The organism is Mycobacterium sp. Aquia_213, assembly GCF_026625985.1.
Lineage (GTDB): Bacteria > Actinomycetota > Actinomycetes > Mycobacteriales > Mycobacteriaceae > Mycobacterium.
Genome location: NZ_CP113116.1, coordinates 3,638,486 through 3,660,892, shown reverse-complemented (window position 1 = coordinate 3,660,892; position 22,407 = coordinate 3,638,486). Strand labels below are relative to the sequence as shown.

Sequence of the window (22,407 nt, the reverse complement as noted above, 5' to 3'; positions counted from 1 at the left end):
GGCGGCCCTGGCTAGTCCAGCACCGGGCGGGGCACCAGACCCTTGCGGGACGCGGCGACCGCCGGAGTGACGGCACTCATCAATCGCCCGGGCACGTTCATCGAGGGCAGCGGCGACGTTGCGGCCACACTCGCCGATACCGGGCCCGCCGCGGCCCCGGCCACCCCAGCCACCCCGGTCGCGGCGGGAACCTGGGGCGCGGCCGGCGTGGCATTGGCCCAGGTTGCGGGCACCGACAACGGCCCAATCGTGGCGGCCCGGCCCATACCTGCCGAGGCCACGCTGCCGGTGAGCTGCGCCGCGCTCGCGCCACCGCCCACCCCCGGACTGACCGTGGACGCCAGCACCGGATCGATCGCCGGGACGCCGGCGGCAGCGCTCATCAGGGGATTGGCGCCGGACATGAGCTGGCCCATCGCCATTTGCATGGGTTGCATCGCGAACTGGGCGGGCGTCGAGAGCATCTGCAGCTGCGACATCGGGTTCGTCAGCTGCTGGGCCAGCGAATTGACCACGGAGTTGATCAGCTGCTCGAGGAACGACGTGTACGTCGGGGTGGGCAGGCTCGTCAGGGTCAGCGGCGGCTCGCTGAACGGTGTCCATCCGGCCTGGGCCGCGGTGGTGCCGGCGTCGTAGCCCGTCATGGCCGCCACATCCTGGGCCCACATTTCGGTGTACTCGGCCTCGGTCGCCGCGATCGCCGCGGTGTTCTGCCCCAGGATGTTGGTCGCGATCAGCGTCATCAGCAGGGCGCGATTGGCCGCGACGACCTCGGGGGGCACCGTGGCGGTGAACGCCGTTTCGAACGCACCCGCCGATACCCGGGCCTGGACGGCCACCAGCTCTGCCTTTGCCGACGTGCCGGTCAACCACTGCACATACGGGGCGGCCGCCGAGGCCATCGTCATCGACGCCGGACCCTGCCACGCCCCGCCGGTCAGCGTCGACACCGTCGACTGGAAGGCGCTTGCCGTTGCCGCCAGCTGAGCGGCCAATGCGTCCCAGGCCGCCGCCGCTGCCCAGATAGTTCCCGAGCGCGGTCCGGCATACATGCGCGCGGAATTGATTTCCGGCGGCAATAGCACGAAATCCGGCAACATATCCGAGCCTCTTCTCGGCCCACCGCCACTGCCGGTGTGACCAGGGATGGCACCCCTTTGATTCGCACCAGCTGCTACGGCCTGCGCAAATAGCTGTCGCAATATGTAGCACAATGTGGCTGTCGCCGCACCCACCAATTGAACAGCTGTCGAACACTGATCGGAAACGGCGGGAAAACTCGGTTGTCACTCACCACTAGAGTGGAAGCGCGATGGTTCGAGGAGAGAAGGGGCTAGTGGACAGCGGCGCACAGTCGAGCCAGGCAGTGACGGGAACGGCGCGCGTCAAGCGCGGCATGGCCGAGATGCTCAAGGGCGGCGTCATTATGGACGTCGTCACCCCGGAGCAGGCCCGCATCGCGGAGGGCGCCGGCGCTGTCGCGGTCATGGCGCTGGAGCGAGTACCCGCCGACATCCGCGCTCAGGGCGGGGTGTCGCGGATGAGCGACCCGGACATGATCGAGGGCATCATCGCCGCGGTCACCATTCCGGTGATGGCCAAGGCGCGCATCGGGCATTTCGTCGAGGCGCAGATTCTGCAGAGCCTCGGCGTGGATTACGTCGACGAATCCGAGGTGCTCACCCCCGCCGACTACACCCACCACATCGACAAGTGGAAGTTCACCGTCCCGTTCGTGTGCGGGGCGACCAATCTCGGTGAGGCACTGCGGCGCATCAACGAGGGCGCGGCCATGATCCGGTCCAAGGGCGAAGCCGGCACCGGTGACGTGTCCAACGCGACCACGCACATGCGCGCCATCGGTGGTGAGATCCGTCGCCTGACGTCCTTGGCGCAAGACGAATTGTTCGTTGCGGCAAAGGAATTGCAAGCGCCCTACGAGCTCGTGGTCGAGGTGGCCCGGGCGGGCAAGCTTCCGGTCACTCTGTTCACCGCAGGCGGGATCGCGACTCCGGCCGATGCGGCCATGATGATGCAACTCGGCGCCGAGGGTGTGTTCGTGGGCTCGGGCATCTTCAAGTCCGGTGATCCCGCGCAGCGCGCCGCCGCGATCGTCAAGGCCACCACCTTCTTCGACGATCCGGACGTGCTGGCCAAGGTTTCTCGTGGCCTGGGCGAGGCGATGGTGGGCATCAACGTCGAGCAGATCGCGGAGCCGCACCGCCTGGCCGAGCGCGGCTGGTAAACCGTCAGTGTCGATCGAAGAGATCCTCGATCTCGAGCAGCTCGAGGTCAACATTTACCGGGGCAGCACCTTCAGCCCGGAATCGGGATTTCTGCAGCGCACCTTCGGCGGTCATGTGGCCGGCCAGTCGCTGGTGTCGGCGGTGCGCACCGTCGACCCGCGTTACCAGGTGCACTCGTTGCACGGTTACTTCCTGCGGCCCGGGGACCCCAGGGAGCCAACGGTTTTCATCGTCGAGCGCTCCCGCGACGGCGGCTCGTTTGCCACCAGGCGGGTCAACGCCATCCAGCACGGGGAAATCATTTTCAGCATGGGAGCCTCTTTCCATGCCGACCAGGAAGGCCCCCATCACCAGGATGCGATGCCGGCCGCGCCCCCGCCCGACGGTCTGCCGGGGCTGGACTCGATCAAGGTTTTCGACGATGCCGGTTTCAAGCAGTTCGAGGAGTGGGACGTCTGCATCGTGCCGCGCGATCGTTTGGAGTTGTTGCCCGGCAAGGCATCTCAGCAGCAGGTCTGGTTTCGTCACCGCGACCCGCTGCCGGACGACCCGGTGCTGCACATCTGCGCGCTGGCCTACATGAGCGACCTCACGCTGCTGGGCTCGGCGCAGGTCACCCATCTCGACGTGCGTGAGCATCTGCAGGTGGCATCGCTGGACCACGCGATGTGGTTCATGCGCGCGTTCCGGGCCGACGAGTGGCTGCTCTACGACCAGTCCTCGCCGTCGGCCAGCGGGGGCCGCGCGCTGTGCCAGGGCAAGATCTTCACCCAGACCGGCGAGATGGTCGCGGCGGTCATGCAGGAGGGGTTGACCCGCTATAAGCGCGGGTACCAGCCGTGAGTCGCCCGCGGATCGGGGTCTTGGCGCTGCAGGGCGACACCCGGGAACACCTGGCCGCGCTGCGCGACGCGGGAGCCGAGTCGATGCCGGTGCGCCGCCGCGACGAGATCGAGGCGCTCGACGGGCTGGTCATCCCGGGCGGGGAATCCACCACGATGAGCCACCTGCTGGCAGACCTCGACCTGCTCGAGCCGTTGCGGGCGCGGCTGGCCGACGGGCTTCCGGCCTACGGCGCATGCGCCGGCATGATCATGTTGGCCAGCGAGATCCTTGATGCCGGCGCCAACGGACGCCAGGCGCTCCCGCTGCGCGCGATCGATATGACCGTGCGGCGCAATGCTTTTGGGCGTCAGGTCGATTCGTTCGAAGGCGACGTCGAGTTCGCGGGTCTGGACAGTCCCGTGCGCGGAGTGTTCATCCGGGCGCCATGGGTCGAGCGGGTCGGGGACGGCGTGCAGGTGCTGGCCAGGGCCGGGGGGCACGTGGTCGCGGTCCGGCAGGGGCCGATGCTGGCGACGGCGTTTCACCCGGAGGTGACGGGGGACCGGCGCATCCATCAGCTGTTCGTCGACATCGTCCGGGGCCGCAGCTAGCGCGTGCTCTCGTCCGGGAGGTTGCGCTGGGACTGGTGCAAGCCCGGCGCGTCCGGGTCGTCGCCCTGGTGCTCCAGTTGTTCCTGCAGCTGGCGCTGTTCCTCGGTCGACTCTCTGGCGTCCTGGGGCTCTTTCGGTTGATTCACGTTCTCCAGGTTCTCCCGATACGCCCGCCGCCAAACCACCCCTGGTCCGCGCGAGTGTGCATTGAGGGCGGTCAGTGTGCATCCCGGTCGGCGTCAATGCACACAACCGCGGGGAGTCGCCGGGGAACCTGCGCCGGTCGTCCACGTAGACTCGTCTGGCCTGTAAACGAAGAGGAATGAGATAGGAAGACGATGAGCGGCCATTCCAAGTGGGCGACCACGAAGCACCAGAAGGCCGTCAAGGACGCGCGCCGTGGCAAGGAGTTCGCCCGGCTTATCAAGAACATCGAGGTGGCGGCGCGTACCGGCGGTGGTGACCCGGCGGGCAATCCGACGCTGTATGACGCCATTCAGAAGGCGAAGAAGACCTCGGTGCCCAACGACAACATCGAGCGAGCCCGCAAGCGCGGCGCCGGCGAGGAAGCCGGCGGCGCCGAATACCAGACGATCATGTACGAGGGCTACGGGCCCAACGGCGTCGCGGTGCTGATCGAATGTCTGACCGACAACCGCAACCGCGCGGCCGGGGAGGTCCGGGTGGCGGTGACCCGCAACGGCGGCAACATGGCCGATCCGGGATCGGTGTCCTACCTGTTCACCCGCAAGGGCGTCGTCACGCTGGAGAAGAACGGCCTGACCGAGGACGACGTGCTGACCGCGGTGCTGGACGCCGGCGCCGAGGACGTCAACGATCTCGGCGAAAGCTTCGAGGTGATCTCCGAGCCGACCGATCTGGTCGCGGTGCGCACCGCGCTGCAGGACGCCGGCATCGACTACGACTCGGCCGAGGCCAGCTTCCAGCCGTCGGTCAGCGTGCCGGTCGACGTCGACGGTGCCCGCAAGGTGATCAAGCTCGTCGACGCCCTCGAAGACAGCGACGACGTGCAGAACGTCTGGACCAACGTCGACCTGTCCGACGAGGTGCTGGCCGCTCTCGACGAGGACGACTAGTCGTACCCGTGCCGCATGTCCTCGACGATGCGCGGGTTGTCCAGCGTTGACGGTTCGAGCGGGCGCGGCGCGATGTCGTCGGAGAACACCGTCGCGGCTTGCAGCACTTGGGGATTGAGGTAGCGCAGCGGCGGCGCGTCGGCAGGCATTATGGGTATCGGTGCCGCGTCGCCGGGGCGCGCCAGCGCGAATCCCCAGTCGCCGAACGTCGGCACGTGCACGTGATACGGCGTGACAGCGTATCCCGCGGAACGCATGGTCGACACCGTGCGCCAGAACGCGGTCGGTGTGGAAAACGGGCTGCCCGCCTGGACCACAACGAGTCCGTTAGGTGAAAGTGCATGCGCGACAAGGGCATAGAACTCGGTTGAATACAACCGGCCCAGCACCGGTGTATCCGGGTCGGGCAGGTCGACGATGACCGCGTCGAAGCCCCCGGGCGGTCGCAGCCGCGGATCCGAAGACCGAAGCCAGCGCATCGCGTCGTCGATCACGACGGAGACCCGCGGGCTGTCCAGCGCGCCGGCATTGGCGTCGCGCAGCGTGGTGCGGGCGATCTCGATCACCGCGGGATCGAGCTCCACCTGTACGATCTTGTCGATTCCGTGCTGGCGCAACAGCTCTCGGGCCGCCAGCCCGTCGCCGCCGCCCAGGACCAGCACCGAGCGTGCGCCCTTGCCGAGCGCGGGGTAGACGAGGCTTTCGGTGTACCGGTATTCGTCGCGGGTGGAGAACTGCAAACCGCCATCCAGATACAGCCGGGTGTCGTTGTCGCGGCGGGTGACCACGATCTCCTGGTAGGCGGTGTGCCGGTAGGCGATGATCGGATCTGCGTAAAGCCTTTGACGGCTTGTCGTTTCGATGTCGTGTGCGTGCACCAGCAGCACCACCAACAGCGCGAGGGCGGCGGCGAGCGCGCACAATGCCGTCGCCAACTGCGCCTTCGAGATCACCCGCCGCAGCAGGAACATCGCGACAATGGCCGCCGCGACCAGGTTGATGACGCCGGTGGCCGCCGCGCCGCGGATCATTCCGAGCTGCGGCAGCAGCGCGAATGGCCAGACCAACCCGCCGACCAACGCCCCCAGGTAGTCGGCCGCATTGAGGTTGGCCAGCGTGCGGCCGGTGTCGGTCGCCGCGTTTTTGGCGGCCCGCCCCTGCTGCAGCAGTGTCATCAGCAACGGCACCTCGGCGCCGACCAGGCCGCCGATCAGCGCGGTGCCGAGCGCCAGCACCCACGTCGAGCCGGTGGCGCCGTCGAGGAACGCGAACACGGCATACAGCGCGGCGGCGGACAGCCCGCCGATGATGCCCAGCAGCGCCTCGACGGCGACGAAGGCGATGCCCGCGTGCCTCAGCAGCGGTTTGACCAGCAGCGCGCCCACACCCAGCGCGGCGATATAGCCCGCGACGATCAGTGAGGTGGCGACGATGCCGCCGCCGTTCAGGCTTGCCGACAGCGTCAGCAGTGCCAGTTCGTAGATGATTCCGCAGGCCGCGCAGGCCGCGACCGCGGCGAGCAGCAGGGCTCGCCAGCGCGTCGACGGCTCCGCGGACCGTGCGGCTTCCTGTGTGGTGGTCATGACACCGCGGCGGCCGTGACTCCTCCGACGGCCAACAGCATCAGCGCGACCGCGAACGACCCGGGATGCAGCTCGGGCTCGTCGATGTGCTCGTGGAAGCTGCCGGGGATCACCAGATGCAGTGTCAGCAGCGCGATTCCCAACAGGATCACACCCATGATCCCGTACACCGCCACGCCGACGAGCCCCTGAGCCAACTGGCTGTAGCTGTTGACGATGGCGCTGACGATCACGGTGGTGAGCGCGACATACATCGCGCTGGCGACCACGACGGCGTTGGGGCGGCGATCGACGAACACCAGCTGGCGCAGCTTGCCCGGGGTCAACACGTCGACCATGTAGAACCCGACGAGCAGAACCGCCATGCCGACCACGAAGTACAACAGCGTCGCGACGACGCCTTTGACGACGGGGTCGAAGTCCACGTTTCCGATATCGAAGGCGAGGTACATGGTTGTCTCCTTTGTTATTTCGTTCCGCCCGGGCCGCCGGGGCTACCGCCGGAACCGCTCGACGGCGATCCGGGACTGAACCCGGGGCCGAGGAAGATGTAGGAGCCGTGGCTGTATCCGGCGCTGAGGCTTTCGACGCGAATGCTGCACGGGTGGTTGCCATCCGGGCCGACGGTCACGATGCTGTCGCTGTAGCGCAGGTACTCGTTGTTGTCGTTGTCGGCGCGGGCCTCGGGTTCTTGATAGTCGGCGAGCGTGTCGGCCACCTGATCGGGCGATCCGCTGCAGAGGTATCGCGTTCCGTTGACGTCGCGGGAGTACTCGCGATAGTTGCTCGCGATATAGGACGTAATGTCCTTCTGCAGCAAGATGATTCCGACGATCAACGACACCACCGACGCCGCGGCCAGCCCACCGGCAAGCCAGAACAGATGCTTGCGGCTCACGGACGCCACCGGCTCGCCGTGTGGACCACCACGCCGCCGGACCCCGAAGGGCGCTGCGGGTACAGGTGCCACGTCTGCCAGTGCCAGCCGGGGCCGTCGGGTTCGGCGGCCAGCACGGTCAGTGCGGCGTCATCGCCGGGGAAAGTTCCGCCGAGCCAAGCGGTTTCGCCCCGGCACCGGTCACGCAGCTCGCGCGCCAGTTGGCGAAACGTCGCCTCGTCGCGGGTGGCGGTGGCGGATTCCAGCGAATAGCCGAAGGCTTCGGCGCGCTCGGGCAGCTTGCCGGTCTCGCTGTCGGCGGTGCAGGACACCTGCTCGGAGAAGGTGCTGGCGGCGTGTTCGATCGTGACGAGATGTGAGGCGCCGAGCACCCCGAGCCGCAGCGCGCCGCCGTCGGGATGGCGCAGCGAATGACTGGCCAGCAGCGGCGGTGCGGGCGCGTTGAGTGCGAGCCGCAGCCTGCTTCCGGACACGTCGGCCGGAGCAACGGCGAGTTGATAGAGCGGCACCGCGCGGTCCTACGGGGAGCCCGGCGTCGGCGCCGGGTAGACGGTGAGCTCGCCCGGTGACACCGGCTTGCCCGTCGAGATCTCCCAGGGCGTGCCGGGTGCCCAGCGCTCGAAGGAGAGCAGCGCGGTCTCGTCGGCGTTGGCGCAGTCGACGAACTCCATCTCGCCGCCGGCCGGCAGGCCCGTCGTGCCCTCGGTCGTATAGGAAGCCCGGCCGCGTTCCGACTCGTGAAATGCCATCCCGTCGACCAGGTACTGGTCGCCGGGCTGCAACGTGATGTCCTTGCGGGTGACCCACATGACGAGCTCGAGGCGTCCGTCGTCCTCCTCGACGGCGAACCACGTCGGCAGGTTGCCGCCCTCCAGCAGGTGCTCCCACCACACGAACGGTCCCTCGCGGAACGTCACCGAGCCGCGGACCACGTAGTCGATGCCGCCATAGCTGACGATGGCGCCGGGCCCGAGCTGCCGGGGCCCGAACTGCGGCATCGCGTCGAAGGACAGGGGATCGGGGCGCCCGCGCGGCTGACCCGCGGCCTTGGGGCGCCGCGACGCGATGACAAGCACCACGACGGACGCGACGAACAGCACCGCAGCCAGCACTACCAGCACTGTTCCCACCCAGGGCCTCCCGTCGCCGCGGCGGTGGAGCGAACGTCGGCTTAAGTTAACAGCTTTTCCCGGGTCCGCGTGTCCTGTCCGTAGCGGTCGGACCCGACCGCTACGCTATCGAACAGCTGTTCGGGCCGCGGTATTTTCAAGAAGTCGAAGTTGGAGCATGCTATGCGCGTGATGGGCGTCGACCCCGGACTGACCCGATGCGGGCTGTCCGTGGTCGAAAGCGGGCGCGGCCGAAATATCGTCGCGCTGGATGTCGACGTGGTCCGTACCCCGTCGGATGCCGCGCTGCCCAAAAGGCTGCTGGCCATCAGCGATGCCGTCGAGCATTGGCTGGATACGCATCGTCCCGACGTGGTCGCGATCGAGCGGGTGTTCGCCCAGCACAACGTGTCGACGGTGATGGGCACCGCGCAGGCCGGTGGCGTGATCGCGCTGGCGGCGGCCAAACGGGACATCGACGTGCACTTCCATACCCCCAGCGAGGTCAAGGCCGCGGTCACCGGCAACGGCACCGCCGACAAGGCTCAGGTCACCGCGATGGTCACGAGAATCCTTGCACTGCAAGCCAAACCGACGCCGGCCGACGCGGCCGATGCGCTGGCGCTGGCCATCTGCCATTGCTGGAGAGCGCCGATGCTGGCCCGGATGGCGGCGGCCGAGGCGTTGGCCGCCGAAGCACGCCAGGCCTACCGGGCCAAGTTGGCGGCGAAGGCCAAGGCCGCCAAGGCGGGTGCGGGCCGGTGATCGCCTCGGTGCGCGGTGAGGTGCTCGAGGTGGCACTCGATCATGTGGTGATCGAGGCCGCCGGCGTCGGCTACCGGGTGAACGCGACGCCGTCGACGCTGTCGACGCTGCGCCTCGGCAGCGAAGCCCGCCTGGTCACCGCGATGATCGTGCGCGAGGATTCGCAGACGCTGTACGGCTTTGTTGACGGCGAGACCCGCGACCTGTTCCTGACGCTGCTGTCGGTGTCGGGCGTCGGGCCGCGGCTCGCGATGGCGACCCTGGCCGTGTACGACGCCGACTCACTGCGCCAGGCGCTGGCCGACGGCGACGTCACCGCGCTGACCCGGGTGCCCGGCATCGGCAAGCGCGGCGCCGAGCGTATGGTTCTCGAGTTGCGCGACAAGATCTATACGGCCGGTGCGCGCGCGGCAGCGCCGGCGGTCAACGGCCATACAGTGCGGGGCCCGGTGGTCGAGGCGCTGGTCGGTCTGGGCTTCGCGGCCAAGCAGGCCGAGGACGCCACCGACAACGTGCTGGCGGCCAGTCGCGAAAAAGGCGAGCAGGCAACGACTTCCGACGCGTTACGGGCTGCGCTGTCGTTGCTGGGCAAGGCCAAATGAGCGACGACTTCTCCGAGGACTTCTCGGATCGAGACCTGTCCCCGACGCTGACCGTCGGGGAGGGCGACGTCGACGTCAGCCTGCGGCCCCGCTCGCTGCGGGAGTTCATCGGCCAGGCCCGGGTCCGCGAACAGCTGCAGCTGGTCCTCGAGGGCGCCAAGAACCGTGGTGGCACACCGGATCACATTCTGCTGTCCGGCCCGCCGGGGTTGGGCAAGACGTCGCTGGCGATGATCATCGCCGCCGAACTCGGGTCCACGCTGCGGGTCACCTCGGGGCCGGCGCTGGAGCGCGCCGGCGACCTGGCCGCGATGCTGTCGAACCTGGTCGAGCACGACGTGTTGTTCATCGACGAAATCCACCGCATCGCCCGGCCGGCCGAGGAGATGCTCTACCTCGCGATGGAGGACTTCCGGGTCGACGTCGTGGTGGGCAAAGGCCCTGGGGCAACGTCGATCCCGCTGGAGGTGGCGCCGTTCACGCTGGTCGGCGCGACCACCCGGTCCGGCGCGCTGACCGGTCCGCTGCGGGACCGCTTCGGTTTCACCGCGCACATGGATTTCTACGAGCCGGCCGATCTGGAGCGGGTGCTGGCGCGTTCGGCCGGGATACTCGGCATCGAGTTGGGCGCCGAAGCCGGTGCGGAGATCGCCCGGCGCTCACGCGGCACGCCGCGGATCGCCAACCGCCTGTTGCGCAGGGTCCGCGACTTCGCCGAGGTGCGGGCCGACGGCGTGATCACCCGCGACGTCGCCAAGTCCGCGCTGGAGGTGTACGACGTCGACGAGCTCGGGCTCGACCGGCTGGACCGGGCGGTGCTGTTGGCGCTGACCCGCAGCTTCGGCGGCGGCCCGGTCGGGGTTTCGACGCTCGCGGTGGCGGTCGGGGAGGAGGCGACCACCGTCGAGGAGGTGTGTGAGCCGTTCCTGGTGCGCGCCGGCATGGTTGCGCGGACGCCGCGGGGCCGGGTGGCCACCGCGCAGGCGTGGACTCATCTGGGTATGACACCGCCGGCCGGGGTCACCGGCTTGGCCCAACCGGGGCTGTTCGAGTAGGAGCGATCGCGAGCGCGGCGCAGCCGGGCGAAGCGGGTCGCGACCATCAGGAGTAGGAGGCGCAATGATCACCGCCGGACTGGCATTCGCCGCGCTCGCGGCGCTGCTGCACGTCTACATCTTCACGATGGAGTCGTTGACCTGGACCTCGCCGCGCACTCGCGCCACCTTCGGTACGACCGAATCCGAGGCCGAGACCACCAAGCTGCTCGCCTTCAACCAGGGCTTTTACAACTTGTTCCTGGCGATCGTCGCCGGCATCGGGATCGCCGAGGTCGCGATGGGACACCGCGCGGTGGGAGCCGCGCTCGTCTTCGCCGGGGTCGGATCCATGGCCGCGGCCGCGGTCGTCCTCGTGGTGTCGGCACCGGACAAGGCCCGGGCCGCGGTGACGCAGGGCACCTTCCCCTTGATCTCGGTGGTGCTGCTGGTGCTCGGCCTCGCGACGTAACACGAGAAACACCGGCCACACTGGTCACGGCATTTGGGGCCGCCGGAGGTTACAACCGCGAACGGCAGGGGTATCCACGCCGTGCTGAAGTAGTCCGGCATCAATAGGGGGATGTAATGAACTACGCACAAGAAGGTCATCCGGGCAGGTTGTGGATGCCACGATCCCGCGGTGCGGTTTGCGGGTTGATCCTGCTCGTTCTGGGTGCTTGGGGTGCGTTGATACCGTTCGTCGGTCCGCATTTCAATTTCGCCTACACGCCCGACAAAGAGTGGGCATGGAGCACGGCTCGCGGCTGGCTTGAGGTGTTGCCGGGCGGCGTCACCGCGTTCGGCGGCCTGTTGTTGATATTTTCCGGAAATCGGATCACCGCGATCGTGGGCGGCTGGCTGGCGGTTCTCGCCGGCGCCTGGTTCGTGATCGGTGGTGAGGTCGCTCCGATGCTGGGGATCGGGTCTGCCGGAGATCCGATCGCCGCGACCGACCGCAAGCGCGCCGCACTCGAGATTTCGTACTTCTCCGGTCTCGGTGCCTTGATCGTCTTCGTCGGTGGCATCGCGCTGGCGCGCCTGGCGGTGCGACTGGCCAGCGATATCGAAGCCCTCGGGCGGGTGCGGTCGGCGGCGCCGACGGGCGGCGAGCCCGTCTACATGTCCGGGCTGGAAGAGCCGCACCGTGAGGTGGAGCCGGACGCCCTGACTACCCCCCGGGTGGGGTCGCACGGTGAGCCCAAGACCGGCGGTTGGCGCAAGCACCGCGCGGATGCCGCGCCCGCTGCGGGCGCGTCATACCTGCGCTGGCCGCATCCCCAGAGCTAGAGCATCGCGCACAAACCGATCGCCGGCCCGTTGACAGGCTGGCGATCGGTTTTGCGCTGTCTTACAGCAGGCCCAGCAGGCGTAGGTCGCTGATGTACTTGTTGATGATCGGCGCGGAAATGTGCGGAATGTCTTTGTCCGGACCGACTTTCGCGTCCTGGACCGCCGCACGGAACCGGTCGGTCGGCGCCATCGACCCGCGAATCGGGTGCTCCGGCTTCTGGTAGTTGTGCAACAGCGGCAACAGCGAGGCGTTGCGCTGCTTCTCCGGCAGGCCCCGCAGAGCGGTCTCGAACCGCGGCAGCCAGTCGCCGTAATCGGCGATCCGCTGAATCGCGTTGCCGTCGGCGATCAGCCAGTCGACGAATTCGTCCATCCCGATGCCGTCGTCGTAGGGGTTCATCACGTGGTAGGTCTGGAAGCTCTCCACGTTCTGCGCCCCCAGCGTCGAGACGGCTTCGGCGATGAACTCCACCGGCAGCCCGTCGTAGTGCGACCGCTGCCGGTTTCCGTCGGCGTCGAGCTCGTAGAACGAGGCCGGCGCGATTCCGGTGGCCACCAGGCTCAGCATCATCCGGGTGAACATGTCCGGCACATTGAGCTGACCGGCGTAGCTGGTGTCGGCCAGGATCATGTCGCAGCGGAACACCGCCACCGGCAGGCCACACAGGTCGTTGGCCTCGCGCAGCAGCACCTCACCGGCCCACTTGCTGTTGCCGTAGCCGTTGGCGTAACTGTCGTCGATCTGGCGGGTCGCGCTGATCTGGCGGACGTCGGCGTCCTCGATGAACGCGCCCGGCTTGATCTGGTCGCCCACCCCGATCGTGGACACGTAGGTGTACGGCTTCTTCTTCCCGGTCAGCGCGATGCGGATCAGCTCGGCGGTGCCCAAGGCGTTGGGGCCGAACAGCTCGCTGTAGGGCAGCACGTGGTTGACCAATGCGGCGGGGTCGACGATCAGGTCGACGGTGTCGGCCAGCCGCTGCCAGGTCTGCTGGTCCAGGCCGAGGTTGGCCTCGCCCTTGTCGCCGGCGATGACCTCGAGGTGATCGGCGGCCAACTCCTGGTAGTGCGCCAGCAGTTTGGGGTCGCCGCTGTCGAAGGTGTTGTCCAGCCGGGCGCGCGCGTCCTCGTCGGACTTGGCGCGGACCAGCGCGATCACCTTGCCGTCGACCAGGTCCATCCGCTCCAGCCATTCCAGGGCCAGGTAGCGGCCGAGGAAGCCGGTGGCGCCGGTCAGCAGCACGGTGCGGATCTCGGTCGCCGGGGCGGCCAGACTCGGTGCGGCTGCCAGGGTCTCGGCGTCGAGGAACTTGTCCAGCGTGAGGTCGCCGGCGTGCACCTCGACCGCTTGCCCAGGTTCGAAGCGACCGTGCACCGATGCGAAGCTGGGCCGCTTGGTGCCCTGGCGTTCGGCCTCGATGTAGGCGGCAATGGCCGCCAGGTCGTTGGCCGGGCTGACGATCACGCCCACCGGCACGTCGACCTCGAAGATCTCGTGCAGCAGGTTGCCGAATGTCAACGCCGACAACGAGTCTCCACCCAGATCGGTGAAGTGGGCGTCGGGTGTCAGCTCGGTGCTGGCCGCGCCCAGCAGGGCGGCGGCGGCCCGGCGCACCGATTCCAGCACCGGCGCGGTGGTGCCGCTGCGGCGCAGTTCGCTCAGCTCGTTGGCCTGGCTCGCGGCCAGGTCGGTGTAGAGCTGTTCGAGCCGCTCGCCGTAGTGCTGCTTCAACTTTGGCCACGCCAGCTTGCGGATACCGGTCAGCAGACCGTTCTCCAGCGTGAAAGGCGTTGTCTCGATGAGGAAGTCGCGCGGCACCTCGTAGGACTGCAGACCGGCTTCCTTGGCGACCACCTGTAGCGAGTCGGCGATCCGTCCCTTGAGCTCATCGGCGCCGAACCGCGACAGCGCCTCCTCGCTCGGCACGATCACCGCCAGCAGGTAGGGGTGCGCGCTGTTGCCGTAGACGTAGATCTGCCGCACCAGCGGGCTGTTGCCGAACACCGCCTCCAGCTTGGCCACGGTGACGAATTCGCCCTGCGCAAGTTTGAGCACGTTGTTGCGGCGGTCGACGTAAACCACCTTGTTGGGCGCGATTTCGGCCACGACGTCGCCGGTGCGGTAGTAGCCGTCCGGGTCGAACACCCCGGCGGTGGTCTCCGGGCGCTTGTAGTAGCCGGGGAACATGTTCTCGGTCTTGAGCAGCAGCTCGCCGCGCGGGTACGGCCGGTCGGTCGCGAAGTAGCCCAGGTCCGGCACGTCGACCAGTCTGTAGTCGATCACCGGCGGACGCTGCACCTCGCCGTCGAACAGCACCATCCCGGCCTCGGTGGAGCCGTAGCCGTCCAGCAGGTGCATGTCGAGCAGGTTTTCCACCCATGCCTTCAGGTCCGGGGAGGTGGGCGCCGAGCCCGTCATCGCGAAGATGAATCGCCCGCCCAGCAGATCCTGCGCCACTTCGTTCATGACCTCGGCTGCACTGCCGCCGCGGTCGATGCGGCGCTGGTATTCGCTGTACAACGTCTCCCAGATGCGCGGCACGAAGTTCATCTCGGTGGGCCGCACCAGCTCGAGGTCTTCCAGCAGGGTGGACAGGTCGCTGCGGGCGGCGAAGTAGGCCGTGCCGCCATTGCCGAGCGTGCCGTAGAGGATGCCGCGTCCCATGACGTGGCTCATCGGCATGAAGTTCAGGGTGATCGAGGCGACGGTCTCGCCGAACCAGTTGCGGCTCGACCGGCACCACATCTTGCCGACGTTGCGCCGGGGATACATCGCGCCCTTGGGTGCGCCGGTGCTGCCGGAGGTGTAGATCAACAGCGCCAGTGCGTCGTCGTCGACGTCCGCCGCCGCTGTGGCGGGCAATGCCCGGCCGCGCCGCGTCAGCTCGGCCAGGGACTCGACGGGCACCGCGGCGTCGGTCAACCGTGCGCGGGCGCTTTCCACGGCTTCGCGCTCGTCGTCGACCTCCGGGTGGTAGTCGAACACCACGAGTTTGCTGGGACGGTGGTCGGTGCTCAGGATCAGCTCGACGGCGTCGGCCAGCTGGTTCACGCTCGCCGCGAACACGGCAGGCTCGGTCTCGGTCACGATCGGCGTGAGCTGCGTGACCGCTGCGCTGGTTTGCAGCGGGACCCCTACCGCGCCGACCACGCCGAGTGCGATGTCGATGGTGGTGAAGTCGACGCTGTTGAAGCCCAGCGCCGCCACCCGGTCGCCCGGCTGCAGCGCGTCGTCGGTCAGGGCCCGGGCCACTGCATCGGCGCGTTCGCGCAGTTCAGCGTAGGTGATGGTGTCGAAGCGGGGGAGCAGCCCCAGCACCGTGCGACCGCTGGGGTCCGCGACGAATTCGACGGCGCGCTGTCCGAGGGCCGGGCGGTCACCGTAACCATCGAGCACTGTCCGGACGATCTGCGGAAGGCGCAGTCCAGGGTGATCGAGGGCCTCGACGACCGCCGGGTCCGGCTTGGCGGCGGCGAACTGTGCGTCGGTAGCGGTCAGATTCTCAATGCGGCGCTCTAGCCGCTCTTCGCGAGTGGTAGTCGACATAACAGTTCCTTGCATTGCTGAGAAGTTCAGGCTGTTGGCGCGACGCTGCGCTGATACTTAGAACGTTAGCGAAGCTAAAGGTATTCCTCAATGGTTTTTACCTGGGGCTTCGCTGTGAAATCGCCCACCCCCGGTTGCGAAAAGCCGGACCTTCGGGTTGGTCACTCGCTGTGCACCAGGGCACGGACCGACGATCGCGCGCCGAACGGCCGAAGTAGCGCGCTGGCGGGTCGGTTGCGCACGCTCAAGGGCCACCAGAACCAGCGTCCCAGCAGGGCCGCGATGGATGGCGTCATCAACGCGCGAACCAGCAGTGTGTCGAAGAGCAGGCCGATACCGATCGTGGTGCCGATCTGGCCGATGGCACGTAGATCGCTGACGATCATCGATGCCATCGTGAACGCGAACACCAGGCCCGCATTGGTCACGACCTTGCCGGTGCCACCCATCGCGCGAATGATGCCGGTATTCAATCCGGCGTCGATCTCCTCTTTAAATCGGGAAACCAGCAGCAGGTTGTAATCGGATCCCACGGCCAACAGCACGATGACGGATGTCACGACCACGAGCCAATACAACGGGAAACTCATCAGATATTGCCAGAACAGCACGGATAGCCCAAAGGAAGCGCCCAGTGAAAGTGCCACCGTGCCGACAATTACGAAGGCGGCAACAAAGGCGCGGGTCAGAACCAGCATGATAATGAAAATGAGACAAAGAGATGACGTTCCCGCGATCAGCAGATCCCACCTGGCTCCCGAGGAAGTGTCCTTCAAGGTGGCCGCGGTTCCGGCCAGATAGATCCCGCTACCCGACAGCGGAGTCGTTTTGAGCGACTCCTCGGCGGCCGTCCGAATCGGTTCGATCCGCGCGATACCCTCGACCGTCGCCGGATCTTCCCGGTGCTCGATGATGAAGCGGGCCGCGTGCCCATCCGGCGACACGAAACCATCCATCGCCCGCCGAAAGTCCTTGTTCTCAAAGACCGCCGGTGGCAGGTAGAACGAGTCGTCGTCCCTGGCGGTGTCGAAAGCGTGCGCCATCGCGGTCGGGTTCTCGCCCAGTTGGTTCATCTGGGCCAGCACGCCCGACATGGTGCTGTGCATGGTCAGCATCATGGTCCGCAACGTCTGCATGGTCGAAATCATCACGGGTAGTTCGGCATTCAGCCGCGGCATCAGCACGTCGACGCGATCGAGGTCTGTTGCCAGTTCGGCCAGTTTGTCGCTGATCTCGTCAATACCGTCGAAGGAATCGAACAGCGACCGCACCGACCAGCAGATGGGAATGTCGAAACAGTGCTTCTCCCAGTAGAAGTAACTTCGGATCGGCCGCAAGAAATCGTCGAATCCCGAAATGTTGTCCCGCAACTCGGTCGTGATCGCCACGGTGTCATGGGTGTTGACAGTGAGGTGATGCGTCGTGTCAGCGAGCTGCTGCATCAGGTCATACAGGCGCTGGGTGATGTCGATGGTCTTCGCGATCTCGTCGGCCTGGGACAGCAGGTCTTTCATCCGGTCTTGCTGCTGCTTCATCGTTTGCAGCATCGCGGCATTTCGTAAACTGATCTGAAATGGCAGAGTGGCGTGTTCCAACGGCAGTCCACTGGGTCGGGTTATCGCTTTGACCCGCCAAATACCCGGGACGGCGAGCACGGCCTTTGCCAGCTTATTCAGGACCAGGAAATCCGCCGGATTTCGCATATCATGGTCCGTTTCGATCATCAAAACCTCGGGCTTCATCTGCGCCTGCGAGAAATGGCGTGCCACGGCCGCGAATCCCTTGTTGGCCGGGATGGCCGCGGGCAGATACACGCGGTCGTCGTAGCTGGCCCGGTATCCCGGCAGTGCGAGCAGCCCGACCAGCGCGACCGTCAGTGTCGCGGCGAGAATCGGTGCGGGCCAGCGCACGGTCGCCGTGCCGATTCGCCGCCACCGACCGACCTGGACGACCCGTTTGGGCTCGAACAGGCCGAACCGGCTGCCCACGGTCAGCACCGCCGGCCCCAGCGTGAGCGCGACCGCCGTCGTGACGACGATCCCCACCCCGCAGGGCACGCCCAGGGTTTGGAACGACGGCATTCGGGCGAAGGCGAGGCAGAAAATCGCCCCGGCGATCGTCAATCCGGAACCGATGATGACGTGCGCGGTTCCGCGATACATCGTGTAGAACGCGGCTTCGGGGTCCTCGCCGGCCTGCCGGGCTTCCTGGTAGCGCCCGACGATGAAGATCCCGTAGTCGGTTCCCGCCGCGATGGCCAGCGAGGTGAGCAGACTGACCGCGAATGGAGTGAGGCCCAGGGCGCTGTTGTGCACCACAAGAGCGACGGCGCCGCGCGCCGCGGCCAATTCGACTCCGACCGTGACCAGCAGCAGGATCACGGTGACGATCGAACGGTAGACGAACAGCAGAATGAAAAAGACCACGGCAACCGTGGTCAAAGTCAGCTTGAGCATCGATGCGTCGCCACTGTGTTTCAAATCCGAAGCGAACGCCGCAACCCCGGTGATCCCCACCGTTAGCCCGGGCGGTGCGGGCGAACCGCCGACGATCCTGCGGACGGCTTCGATGGATTCGGTGGCCCGTAACTCGCCTTGATTACCCGCAAGATTCACCTGAACCAGTGCGGCTTTGCCGTCATTGCTTTGCGCGCCCGCGGCGGTGAGTGGATCTCCCCAGAAGTCCTGGATGCTCTGCACGTGCATCGGATCGGCCCGCAACTTGCGAATCAGCCCGTCGTAGTACGTGTGGGCCGCGTCGTCGAGGCGGTGATCATCCTCCAGGACGATCACCGCGGAACTGTCCGAGTTTCCTTCCTTGAACACCGTGCCGATGTGCTTCGTCGCCCGGTATGAAGGTGCGTCCTTGGGTACCAGCGAGATCGAGTGTTGTTCCGCGACCGCTTCGAGCTGCGGGACGGCGACACTGAGGACGACGACAACTCCCAGCCAGCCCAAGATGATGGGCACCGCGAACCGGTGGATCATCCGGGCCATGACTGGACCCTGACCCGCTCTACAGGTCGGCCAGCAGCAGGCGCAGGACCTCGAGGCCCTCGGTAAGCAGCTCGTCGCTGATGGTCAGCGGCGGCAACAGCCGGATGACATTGCCGAACATGCCGCAGGTCAGCACGATGACTCCGGCGGCGCCGGCCGCGGTGGCCAGCTTGTTGGTCAGCTCGGCGTCGGGGTCGCTGGTGCCGGACTTGACCAGCTCGACGGCGATCATGGCGCCGCGGCCGCGCACGTCGCCGATCCGGTCGTCGCCGGCCTGCATCCGCAGCAGCACGTCGGTGGTCAGGCGCTCGATCTGCTGGGCGCGCTCGATCAGCCCGTCGTTCTCGATGGTCTCGATGCTGGCCAGGGCCGCCGCGCAGGCAACGGGGTTGCCGCCGAAGGTGCCGCCCAGGCCGCTGACGTGCGGGGCGTCCATGATCTCGGCCCGGCCCGTCACCGCCGAAAGCGGCAGCCCGCCGGCGATGCCCTTGGCGGTGCAGATCAGGTCGGGCTCTAGACCATTGGGGCCCTCGTGTTCGCAGGCGAACATCGCCCCGGTGCGCGCGAAGCCGCTTTGCACCTCGTCGGCGATGAACACCACATTGTTCTTGTGGCACCAGTCCACCAGCGCCGGCAGGAAGCCCTCGGCCGGGACGATGAATCCGCCCTCGCCCTGGATGGGCTCGATGATGACGGCGGCCAGGTTGGCGGCGCCGACCTGCTTCTCGAAGATGCCGATCGCCCGCGCGGCGGCCAGCTCGCCGTCGGTGGCCAGGTCCTTGTCGAGCAGGCCATCGCGGTACGGGTAGGACATCGGCGCCCGGTAGATCTCCGGCGCGAACGGGCCGAAGCCGCTCTTGTACGGCATCGACTTCGCCGTCAGCGCCATCGTCATGTTGGTGCGGCCGTGATAGGCGTGGTCGAAGGCCACGACGGCGGGTTTGCGGGTGTAGGAGCGCGCGATCTTGATGGCGTTCTCGACGGCCTCGGCCCCGGAATTGAACAGCACCGAACGCTTCTCGCCCGAGCCTGGGGTGATCCGGTTCAGCTCTTCGGCGACCTCGATGTAGGACTCGTACGGCGTGACCATGAAGCAGGTGTGGGTGAACTCGGCGACCTGTTCGCGCACCGCGTCGACCACCCGCGGCGAGGAGTTGCCGATCGTGGTGACGGCGATGCCGGAGCCCAGGTCGATGAGCCGGTTCCCGTCGACGTCCTCGACGATGCCGCCGCCGGCGCGGGCGACGAACACGGGGAGGGTGACGCCCACGCCGTGGGACACCGCCGAGGTGCGGCGCTTGTTCAGCTCCAGCGACCGGGGACCGGGGATTTCGGTAACCAGCTGGCGGGTCTGTTCGAGGCTGGCCACGACGTCCTCCTCCCGGCGACACGCGGGTCGCGTCGCGCTGAAAGCCTATCTGTTCCAGTGGTCTTGGCGCGTGCCGAGGACTCGGCTGCAGCGCCGGTCCGGGCGGTCCGCGCAGGTGCCGATTCGCTGCGACCTCGGGGCTGCCAGACTGGACGGGCACACTGGACCCTCGAAAACCCAGCGATACCGATACGAAAGACAGGCACGTTCGATGGATAGTTTGCTTTTGTTCCTGCCGTTCCTGCTGATCATGGGCGGGTTCATGTACCTGGCGTCGCGCCGCCAGAAGAAGGCGATGCAAGCCACCATCGACCTGCAGGAGTCGTTGCAGCCGGGGGATCGCGTGCACACGACGTCCGGCATGGAGGCCACCGTCGTCGCATTCACCGACGACACCGTCGACCTCGAGATCGCCGACGGCGTGGTGACCACCTGGATGAAGCTGGCCATCCGCGACAAGATCCTCCCGGAGGACGACTTCGAGGAATTCGAGGAAGACGACGACGACCTGGAAGAATCCGATGACGCCCCGGGCCCGGCCGACGAGAGCCGCGCGACCAAAGATCAGTGACCACCCCGGTCCGATGAGCGGTTTCCGCGAAGCGGGCACGTAGGCTCTGTCGGGGTAAGAACCGATTACCAAGGAGATATAAGGAAAGTGGCATCGTCTTCGGCGCCGGTGCACCCTGCCCGCAACCTGTCGGTTTTCTTCGTCTTGCTGATCGGCGTCTACCTGCTGGTGTTTCTCACCGGGGACAAGCACGCCGCCCCGAAGCTCGGCATCGATCTGCAGGGCGGCACCCGTGTCACGTTGACCGCGCGCACACCGGACGGCTCGCGCCCGAGCCGGGAGGCGCTGGCGCAGGCACAGCAGATCATCAGCGCGCGCGTCAACGGCCTGGGCGTCTCCGGTTCGGAGGTCGTGGTCGACGGCGACAACCTGGTCATCACGGTGCCGGGCAACGACGGCAACGAGGCCCGCAATCTGGGGCAGACCGCCCGGCTCTACATCCGCCCGGTGCTCAACTCGAGCCCGGCCCAAGCCGCCGAACCCAAGCCCCCGGCCGGCACCCCGCCCGGGGCGCCCGGCCAGTCGGCACCGCCACCTGCCGGCCAGCCCACGCCACCACCTGCCGGCCAGCCCGCGCCGCCCGCGGGCCATCCCGCACCGCCGCCCGGACGGCCGGCGCCGCAACCGCGTCCCTACCCGCAGGACCCCCCGCCGACGCCCAGCCCGGCACCGGCACCCGGCGGACCGGCCGCCGACGCACCGCCGCCCGAGGTGCCCGGGCCGCCCGATCCGCGCAAGGATCTCGCCGACCGCATCCACGTGATGAAGGATTTTCGGCAGAGCGCCAACCCCTACATTCAGATGGTCGCCCAGCAGTGGGAGGCCGCGCACTGCGACAAAGAAGACATTCTGGCGGGTAACGACGACCCGGCCCTGCCCCTGGTGACCTGCTCCACCGACCACAAGTACGTCTACCTGCTGGGGCCGTCGATCATCAGTGGCGATCAGATCCAGGACGCCAGCTCGACGATGAACCAGCGCGGCATCGGCTACGTCGTCGACGTTCAGTTCAGGCCCGCCGCGGCGAACACCTGGGCGGACTTCACCGCCGCCCACATCGGCACCCAGACCGCGTTCACGCTGGACTCCCAGGTTGTCAGCGCGCCGATGATCCAGGAAGCGATCCCCGGTGGGCGCACCCAGATCTCCGGCGGGGAACCGCCGTTCACCGCCGCAACCGCCAAGCAGCTGGCCAACGTGCTGAAGTACGGCTCGCTGCCGCTGTCCTTCGAATCGTCGGAGGCCCAAACCGTCTCGGCGACACTGGGATTGACCTCGTTACGCGCGGGGCTGATCGCGGGCGGGATCGGCTTGATCCTGGTGCTGCTGTACTCGCTGCTGTACTACCGGGTGCTGGGATTGCTGACGGCGATATCGCTGACTGCTTCCGGCGCAATGATTTTCGCGATCTTGGTGATCCTGGGCCGGCAGATCAACTACACCCTGGATCTGGCCGGTATCGCCGGTCTGATCATCGGTATCGGTACCACCGCGGACTCGTTCGTGGTGTTCTTCGAGCGCATCAAAGACGAGATCCGGGAAGGCCGCACGTTCCGCTCCGCGGTGCCGCGCGGCTGGGTCCGCGCCCGCAAGACGATCGTGTCGGGTAACGCCGTCACCTTCCTGGCCGCCGCGGTGCTGTACGGCCTGGCGATCGGACAGGTGCGCGGATTCGCCTTCACGTTGGGTCTGACCACGGTCCTCGACATCGTGGTGGTGTTCCTGGTGACCTGGCCGCTGGTGTACCTGGCCTCCAAATCTCCGACGCTGGCAAAGCCCGCGTACAACGGCCTGGGCGCTGTCCAGCAGGTCGCCCGCGAACGCGGGGCTGCGTCGAAGCTGAAGACGGGACGGGGATAGC

At 67.3% G+C, this 22,407-nt stretch carries 21 protein-coding genes; 11 read left to right on the top strand and 10 right to left on the bottom strand.

The features are described 5' to 3' along the window. Positions 1–11: 11 nt before the first annotated feature. The gene (locus LMQ14_RS16980; protein ID WP_267730714.1) at positions 12–1,100 is read right to left on the bottom strand and encodes a PPE family protein; all 1,089 of its coding nucleotides are present in this window, start codon (positions 1,098–1,100) and stop codon (positions 12–14) included. Between the two features lie 266 nt (positions 1,101–1,366). Here LMQ14_RS16980 and pdxS point away from each other — a divergent pair, with 266 nt between their 5' ends. Genes pdxS through pdxT form a run of 3 tightly spaced genes read left to right on the top strand, consistent with a single transcriptional unit; the run spans position 1,367 to position 3,682 of the window. Continuing rightward, on the top strand, positions 1,367–2,245 hold the full coding sequence (gene pdxS / locus LMQ14_RS16975) for a pyridoxal 5'-phosphate synthase lyase subunit PdxS (RefSeq protein WP_420714690.1): 879 nt from the start codon (positions 1,367–1,369) through the stop codon (positions 2,243–2,245). 7 nt (positions 2,246–2,252) lie between these two features. Then, positions 2,253–3,089 carry an acyl-CoA thioesterase II gene (gene tesB / locus LMQ14_RS16970; RefSeq protein ID WP_267730712.1) on the top strand — a complete coding sequence of 279 codons (837 nt, stop codon included), beginning with the start codon at positions 2,253–2,255 and terminating at the stop codon, positions 3,087–3,089. Beyond that, positions 3,086–3,682, top strand: coding sequence for a pyridoxal 5'-phosphate synthase glutaminase subunit PdxT (pdxT, locus tag LMQ14_RS16965; protein ID WP_267730711.1), 597 nt, complete (start codon positions 3,086–3,088; stop codon positions 3,680–3,682). The genes tesB and pdxT overlap by 4 nt, the downstream gene beginning before the upstream one ends. Here the strand turns inward: pdxT and LMQ14_RS16960 are convergent. Further along, positions 3,679–3,828, bottom strand: coding sequence for a hypothetical protein (locus LMQ14_RS16960; RefSeq protein WP_267735737.1), 150 nt, complete (start codon positions 3,826–3,828; stop codon positions 3,679–3,681). The two genes, pdxT and LMQ14_RS16960, sit on opposite strands and share 4 nt — an antisense overlap. Before the next feature lie 192 nt (positions 3,829–4,020). Between LMQ14_RS16960 and LMQ14_RS16955 the strand changes: the two genes are divergently transcribed. Then, positions 4,021–4,779, top strand: coding sequence for a YebC/PmpR family DNA-binding transcriptional regulator (locus tag LMQ14_RS16955; RefSeq protein WP_267730710.1), 759 nt, complete (start codon positions 4,021–4,023; stop codon positions 4,777–4,779). Here the strand turns inward: LMQ14_RS16955 and LMQ14_RS16950 are convergent. The 5 genes from LMQ14_RS16950 to LMQ14_RS16930 are packed head-to-tail and all read right to left on the bottom strand — an operon-like array spanning position 4,776 to position 8,390. Then, positions 4,776–6,362 carry a polyamine aminopropyltransferase gene (locus tag LMQ14_RS16950; RefSeq protein ID WP_267730709.1) on the bottom strand — a complete coding sequence of 529 codons (1,587 nt, stop codon included), beginning with the start codon at positions 6,360–6,362 and terminating at the stop codon, positions 4,776–4,778. The two genes, LMQ14_RS16955 and LMQ14_RS16950, sit on opposite strands and share 4 nt — an antisense overlap. Then, the gene (locus LMQ14_RS16945; RefSeq protein WP_267730708.1) at positions 6,359–6,814 is read right to left on the bottom strand and encodes a DUF350 domain-containing protein; all 456 of its coding nucleotides are present in this window, start codon (positions 6,812–6,814) and stop codon (positions 6,359–6,361) included. The genes LMQ14_RS16950 and LMQ14_RS16945 overlap by 4 nt, the downstream gene beginning before the upstream one ends. A 14-nt stretch (positions 6,815–6,828) precedes the next feature. Next, the gene (locus LMQ14_RS16940) at positions 6,829–7,260 is read right to left on the bottom strand and encodes a DUF4247 domain-containing protein (RefSeq protein WP_267730707.1); all 432 of its coding nucleotides are present in this window, start codon (positions 7,258–7,260) and stop codon (positions 6,829–6,831) included. Continuing rightward, the gene (locus LMQ14_RS16935) at positions 7,257–7,769 is read right to left on the bottom strand and encodes a DUF2617 family protein (RefSeq protein WP_267730706.1); all 513 of its coding nucleotides are present in this window, start codon (positions 7,767–7,769) and stop codon (positions 7,257–7,259) included. The genes LMQ14_RS16940 and LMQ14_RS16935 overlap by 4 nt, the downstream gene beginning before the upstream one ends. A gap of 9 nt (positions 7,770–7,778) precedes the next feature. Further along, the gene (locus LMQ14_RS16930; RefSeq protein ID WP_267730705.1) at positions 7,779–8,390 is read right to left on the bottom strand and encodes a DUF4178 domain-containing protein; all 612 of its coding nucleotides are present in this window, start codon (positions 8,388–8,390) and stop codon (positions 7,779–7,781) included. Between the two features lie 162 nt (positions 8,391–8,552). Here LMQ14_RS16930 and ruvC point away from each other — a divergent pair, with 162 nt between their 5' ends. The 5 genes from ruvC to LMQ14_RS16905 all read left to right on the top strand — a co-directional run bounded on the left by ruvC (position 8,553) and on the right by LMQ14_RS16905 (position 12,060). After that, a complete protein-coding gene (ruvC, locus tag LMQ14_RS16925) occupies positions 8,553–9,134 on the top strand; it encodes a crossover junction endodeoxyribonuclease RuvC (protein ID WP_267730704.1) in 582 nt (193 codons plus the stop codon). Further along, positions 9,131–9,736, top strand: a complete 606-nt coding sequence (ruvA, locus tag LMQ14_RS16920; RefSeq protein WP_267730703.1) for a Holliday junction branch migration protein RuvA — start codon at positions 9,131–9,133, stop codon at positions 9,734–9,736. Before ruvC ends, ruvA begins: the two co-directional genes overlap by 4 nt. Beyond that, on the top strand, positions 9,733–10,791 hold the full coding sequence (gene ruvB, locus LMQ14_RS16915; protein ID WP_267730702.1) for a Holliday junction branch migration DNA helicase RuvB: 1,059 nt from the start codon (positions 9,733–9,735) through the stop codon (positions 10,789–10,791). The genes ruvA and ruvB overlap by 4 nt, the downstream gene beginning before the upstream one ends. A gap of 64 nt (positions 10,792–10,855) precedes the next feature. Then, on the top strand, positions 10,856–11,242 hold the full coding sequence (locus tag LMQ14_RS16910; protein WP_267730701.1) for a DUF1304 domain-containing protein: 387 nt from the start codon (positions 10,856–10,858) through the stop codon (positions 11,240–11,242). A 116-nt stretch (positions 11,243–11,358) separates the two neighbouring features. Then, the gene (locus LMQ14_RS16905) at positions 11,359–12,060 is read left to right on the top strand and encodes a hypothetical protein (protein ID WP_267730700.1); all 702 of its coding nucleotides are present in this window, start codon (positions 11,359–11,361) and stop codon (positions 12,058–12,060) included. A 61-nt stretch (positions 12,061–12,121) separates the two neighbouring features. On the opposite strand, the gene car is transcribed toward LMQ14_RS16905, so the two are convergent. The 3 genes from car to gabT form a co-directional block, all read right to left on the bottom strand. Then, positions 12,122–15,610 carry a carboxylic acid reductase gene (car, locus tag LMQ14_RS16900; RefSeq protein WP_267730699.1) on the bottom strand — a complete coding sequence of 1,163 codons (3,489 nt, stop codon included), beginning with the start codon at positions 15,608–15,610 and terminating at the stop codon, positions 12,122–12,124. Between the two features lie 161 nt (positions 15,611–15,771). After that, the gene (locus LMQ14_RS16895) at positions 15,772–18,606 is read right to left on the bottom strand and encodes an RND family transporter (RefSeq protein ID WP_267730698.1); all 2,835 of its coding nucleotides are present in this window, start codon (positions 18,604–18,606) and stop codon (positions 15,772–15,774) included. Between the two features lie 19 nt (positions 18,607–18,625). Beyond that, positions 18,626–19,975: a 4-aminobutyrate--2-oxoglutarate transaminase gene (gabT, locus tag LMQ14_RS16890; RefSeq protein WP_267730697.1), complete on the bottom strand. Its 1,350-nt coding sequence runs from the start codon at positions 19,973–19,975 to the stop codon at positions 18,626–18,628. Positions 19,976–20,186: 211 nt separating this feature from the next. Here gabT and yajC point away from each other — a divergent pair, with 211 nt between their 5' ends. Together yajC and secD are read left to right on the top strand one after the other, a co-directional pair. Further along, positions 20,187–20,546: a preprotein translocase subunit YajC gene (gene yajC, locus LMQ14_RS16885; protein WP_267730696.1), complete on the top strand. Its 360-nt coding sequence runs from the start codon at positions 20,187–20,189 to the stop codon at positions 20,544–20,546. 87 nt (positions 20,547–20,633) lie between these two features. Next, positions 20,634–22,406 (top strand): protein translocase subunit SecD, encoded by a 1,773-nt coding sequence (secD, locus tag LMQ14_RS16880; RefSeq protein WP_267730695.1) that lies wholly within the window; start codon positions 20,634–20,636, stop codon positions 22,404–22,406. Position 22,407: the final 1 nt, after the last annotated feature.